The organism is Stenotrophomonas pictorum JCM 9942, assembly GCF_001310775.1.
Lineage (GTDB): Bacteria > Pseudomonadota > Gammaproteobacteria > Xanthomonadales > Xanthomonadaceae > Stenotrophomonas > Stenotrophomonas pictorum.
Genome location: NZ_BAZI01000254.1, coordinates 1 through 3918, shown reverse-complemented (window position 1 = coordinate 3918; position 3918 = coordinate 1). Strand labels below are relative to the sequence as shown.

The following is a 3918-nucleotide window of genomic DNA, read 5'->3' as shown; positions in this document are numbered from 1 at the left end:
CGCGACGGCACGCCCAGCCGCGCACTGAAACCGTCCCACTGCCCCGCGCCGCTGCTGACGAACAGGGTCATGTCCTGCACCCGGTACTCGCCACGCACGTAGCCGTGGTTGAACGGTGCCACGACCCAGCGATCGAAGCCGGGCATGTGGCCGCCGTGGGTATGTCCGGAGATCTGCAGATCCACCGCGCCGGTTGCCGCCGCGGCGCGCGCCTGCTTGGGCTGGTGGGCCAACAGCACGTGCACATCACTGCCACGGGCCGCGGCCACCACCGCCGGCAGATCCGGCGCCAATCCGCCGTGCATGTAGGGCGAGGCCCGCAGCGCGGCCAGATCCCCCACGCCCGACAGCGCCAGCGTCCGGCCATGGATGTCCAGCGTCGCGGTCTGGTTCTCCAGCACGCCCAGGCCCATCTGCCGGAAGTGCGCCATCCAGCGCGCATAGCCGTGGTAGTACTCGTGGTTGCCCGGCGCCAGCCACACGCCATAGGGCGCCTGCAGATCGGCCAGCGCGGTGACAAATGGCGCGGTGTCCTCCACTTCGCCATCGACCATGTCACCGGGCAGCACGATCAGGTCGGGCTTGACCGCCAGCGTCGCCGCCACGATGCGCTCGGTGCGCCAGCCGCGCTTGACCGGGCTGATATGCAGATCGGCCAGCACCGCCACCCGCAGCCCGTCCATCTCCACCGGCAGGTTCGGCACCACCAGTTCGCGCTCCTGCACCGCCGGCGGCTTCAATCCATTGCCGATGCCCAGTGTCGCCAGCAGCACGATCACCGCCGCCGCGCCCTGGTTCAGCCCACGCCCATGCCACAGCGTGGCCAGCGCAGCCTGGCGTGGGAACAGCCGCGTCAGCAGCCAGCCGGCCTCGCGCAGCAGCAGGAACACCAGCAGCAGGATGAACATCACCAGCACCCAGCCGAACACCAGCTGGATCCATGCCTCCACCGCGTAGGCGAACACATCCAGCCGCCACAGCGTGGCAAACGCCAGCCCCAGCAGCGCCAGGGCTAGGCTGGGGCCGATATGCCAGCGCCGCTGGCGCTGGGACAGGAAGTGCACGGGCCACCACAGCCACAGCGCCATCAACGGCAGGATCAGGGAAACAATCAGGGTCATCATCGGTAACAGGGGCACGCATCCGGCAACGACCGGTACGCACCCTCACAGGGGAAGGGGAAACAGCGCAGCACTGTGCCATGGCGCGATGCCATCGGCGCCGGCGTGACTGGAACACTCCGTCGCCGCGCGTGCCGGTGCGCCACAAACGGCAAGGGCACCGCCTTGGCGATGCCCTTGCCAGGTCACTCCACCGCAGATTACTTGGACTTTTCAGCAATCCACGTATTGATCTTCTCGTCCAGCACATCCAGCGGCACCGAGCCGTCCTTCAGCACTTCAGCATGGAACTGGCGGATGTCGAACTTGTCGCCCAGCTTCTGCTCGGCACGTTTGCGCAGCTCTTGGATCTTCAGCTCGCCGGTCTTGTAGGCCAGCGCCTGGCCCGGCCAGGCGATATAACGCTCGGCTTCGGCAATTGCGTCCGGCTCGCTCACCGAGGAGTTGGCGAACATGTAGTCCAGCACCTGCTGGCGGCTCCAGTTCTTCGAATGCAGGCCGGTATCGACCACCAGCCGCACCGCGCGCCACAGCTCGCCCTGCAGGCGGCCGAAGTAGCTGTACGGATCGGTATACACACCCAGATCCTTGCCCAGGCTTTCGGCATACAGGCCCCAGCCCTCGATGAAGCGGTCTCACCGCCGAAGCGGCGGAACGCCGGCACGTCCTTCAGTTCCTGCTGCAACGCCAGCTGGAAGTGGTGGCCGGGAATGGCCTCGTGCAGGAACAGGTCTTCGGCGTCCCAGGTCTTGCGCGTGGGCAGATCATAGGTGTTGACGTAGAAAATGCCCGGACGGGTACCGTCCTCGCTCGGCGTCATGTACGACCCACCGGCCGCCGACTTGGCACGGAACGCCTCCACCGGACGGATCTCGAAGCCGGCCTTGGGCGTGAGCGAGAACAGCTTGCCGACGTTGGCGTTGACCTTGGCTTCCAGCCCGCGGTAGTGCTCCAGCAGCGCCTGCTCGGACTTGAACTCGAACTGCTTGTCGTTCTGCATGAACTTGAAGAAGTCCTGCAGCGAGCCCTTGAAGCCCACCTGCGCCATCACCTGGTTGATCTCGGCATGGATGCGCGCCACTTCGGACAGGCCGATGGCGTGGATCTGCTCCGGCGTCTGCGCGGTGGTGGTGCTCTCCTTGGCGTTGAAGGCGTACCACGCCTTGCCCTCGGGCAGTGCATCCAGGCCCACGGTGTCGCGGGTGGCCGGCAGGTACTCGTTGGCGATGAAGTCACGCTGCTTTTTGATCGCCGGCATCAGCTGATCGGCGATCAGCGTGCGGTAGGCCGCGGTCAGGCGGTCCTTGTCGGCCTGGGGGAAATCGGCCGGCATGGCCTTGATCGGCCCCCAGAACTGGCTGTCCTCGGGCTTGGCGGTGAGGATCTCGTCGAATTGCGGCACCACCTTTTCCATCAGCACGCGCGGCTGCACCACGCCGGCCTTCATGCCCTCGCGCATGTTGCCGATTTCGGTCTCCAGCACCAGCGGGATGCGGCCGGCACGCGCCAGCCAGTTGTCGTAGTCCTTCACCGTCTTGAACGGCTGCGCCACCTGGCCCGAACCCAGCATCACCGCATAGCTCACGGTCGAGCCCATCTGGTTGACCGGCATCATCCAGGTCGGGAACTTCTCCCCTTCCAGCGACTGCTTCTGCTCCTCGACGAAGATCCGGTAGCTGAGCAGGTCCTGCCCGGACAGCCCGGCATCGCCGAGCTTCTCCACCTTGCCCAGCCACTCGGTGCTGAAATCATGGCTCTGCTGGCGGAACTCGGCCGAGGCGAAGTTCGGCAGCTGGTCGTTGTAGCGGTTGTCGCCCTGGAACGTGGCCTGCAGCGGGTTCAGTTTGAGCACGCCTTCCCAGTAGTCGGCATACAGCTGGTTCAGCTGCGCGGCCTTGTCGGCCTGCGGCGCCTGGGTGGTGGCATCGCCCGCGGCCGGCGGCGAAGACGGCGAGCACGCCGTCAGCGCGGTGGCCAGCGACAGTGAGACGGCATACGCCAGAGGGCGGAAGTTCATCGGGGGTATCCATACGGTGGACGAGGTGGCCAGCGTCGATCCAGAACGCTCCCCAGGAAAGGGCCAAAGGTCACGCCGGGCCGGCCCGTCGCGGCCCGGGCGCTGAACCGTCATAATTCGCCCCCTCCGCGTTCCGGCCCTGGCGGCCGCCGCTCCTTCTTCTCCCGCCCGTCCGCCGCCCCTGGCTGCGCCGGAGTGGCCCATGCCGTTGCCGTATTCCTATGACTAACTCTCGCCGCCCCCTGGGCTTCTGGTCCGCCACCGCGCTGGTGGTCGGCAGCATGATCGGCTCGGGCACCTTCCTGCTGCCCGCCACCCTGGCCCCGTATGGCGCCGCCACCCTGATCGGCTGGGCCATCACCCTGTGCGGCGCGCTGCTGCTGGCCGTCACCTTCGCCCGGCTGGCCAAACGCTGGCCGCAGACCGGCGGCCCCTACGTGTTCGCCCGCAACGCCTTCGGCGAGCTGCCCGGCTTCATGGTGGCCTGGAGCTACTGGATCTCGATGTGGTGCGCCATCGCCGCCATCGCCGTGGCCTTCGCCGGCAGCGTCGGCGCCATCTTCCCCGCCCTGACCGCCACCCCGGTACGGGCGGCGGCCTGCGGGCTGGTCGCGCTGTGGCTGTGCGCTGGGTCAACCTGCTGGGCGTGCGCGAGGCCGGCCGCCTGCAGCTACTGACCACCGTGCTGAAAGTGGTGCCGCTGCTGCTGTTCGGGCTGGTGGCGCTGTGGTTTGTCGACACCGGCCATTACGTGCCTTTCAACCCCAGCGGGCAGTCGCT

2 protein-coding genes and 1 pseudogene are annotated in these 3918 nt (G+C 67.4%); 1 reads left to right on the top strand and 2 read right to left on the bottom strand.

Annotation, left to right across the window (positions count from 1 at the left end; translation table 11 throughout):
- Together JCM9942_RS11875 and JCM9942_RS11870 are read right to left on the bottom strand one after the other, a co-directional pair.
- On the bottom strand, window positions 1–1121 hold a 1121-nt coding region (locus tag JCM9942_RS11875; protein WP_054659898.1), incomplete at its 3' end, for a metallophosphoesterase.
- Between the two features lie 200 nt (window positions 1122–1321).
- A pseudogene (locus JCM9942_RS11870) lies at window positions 1322–3147 on the bottom strand (DUF885 domain-containing protein).
- A gap of 212 nt (window positions 3148–3359) precedes the next feature.
- Between JCM9942_RS11870 and JCM9942_RS11865 the strand changes: the two are divergent.
- The gene (locus JCM9942_RS11865; RefSeq protein ID WP_054659896.1) at window positions 3360–3815 is read left to right on the top strand and encodes an amino acid permease; all 456 of its coding nucleotides are present in this window, start codon (window positions 3360–3362) and stop codon (window positions 3813–3815) included.
- Window positions 3816–3918: the final 103 nt, after the last annotated feature.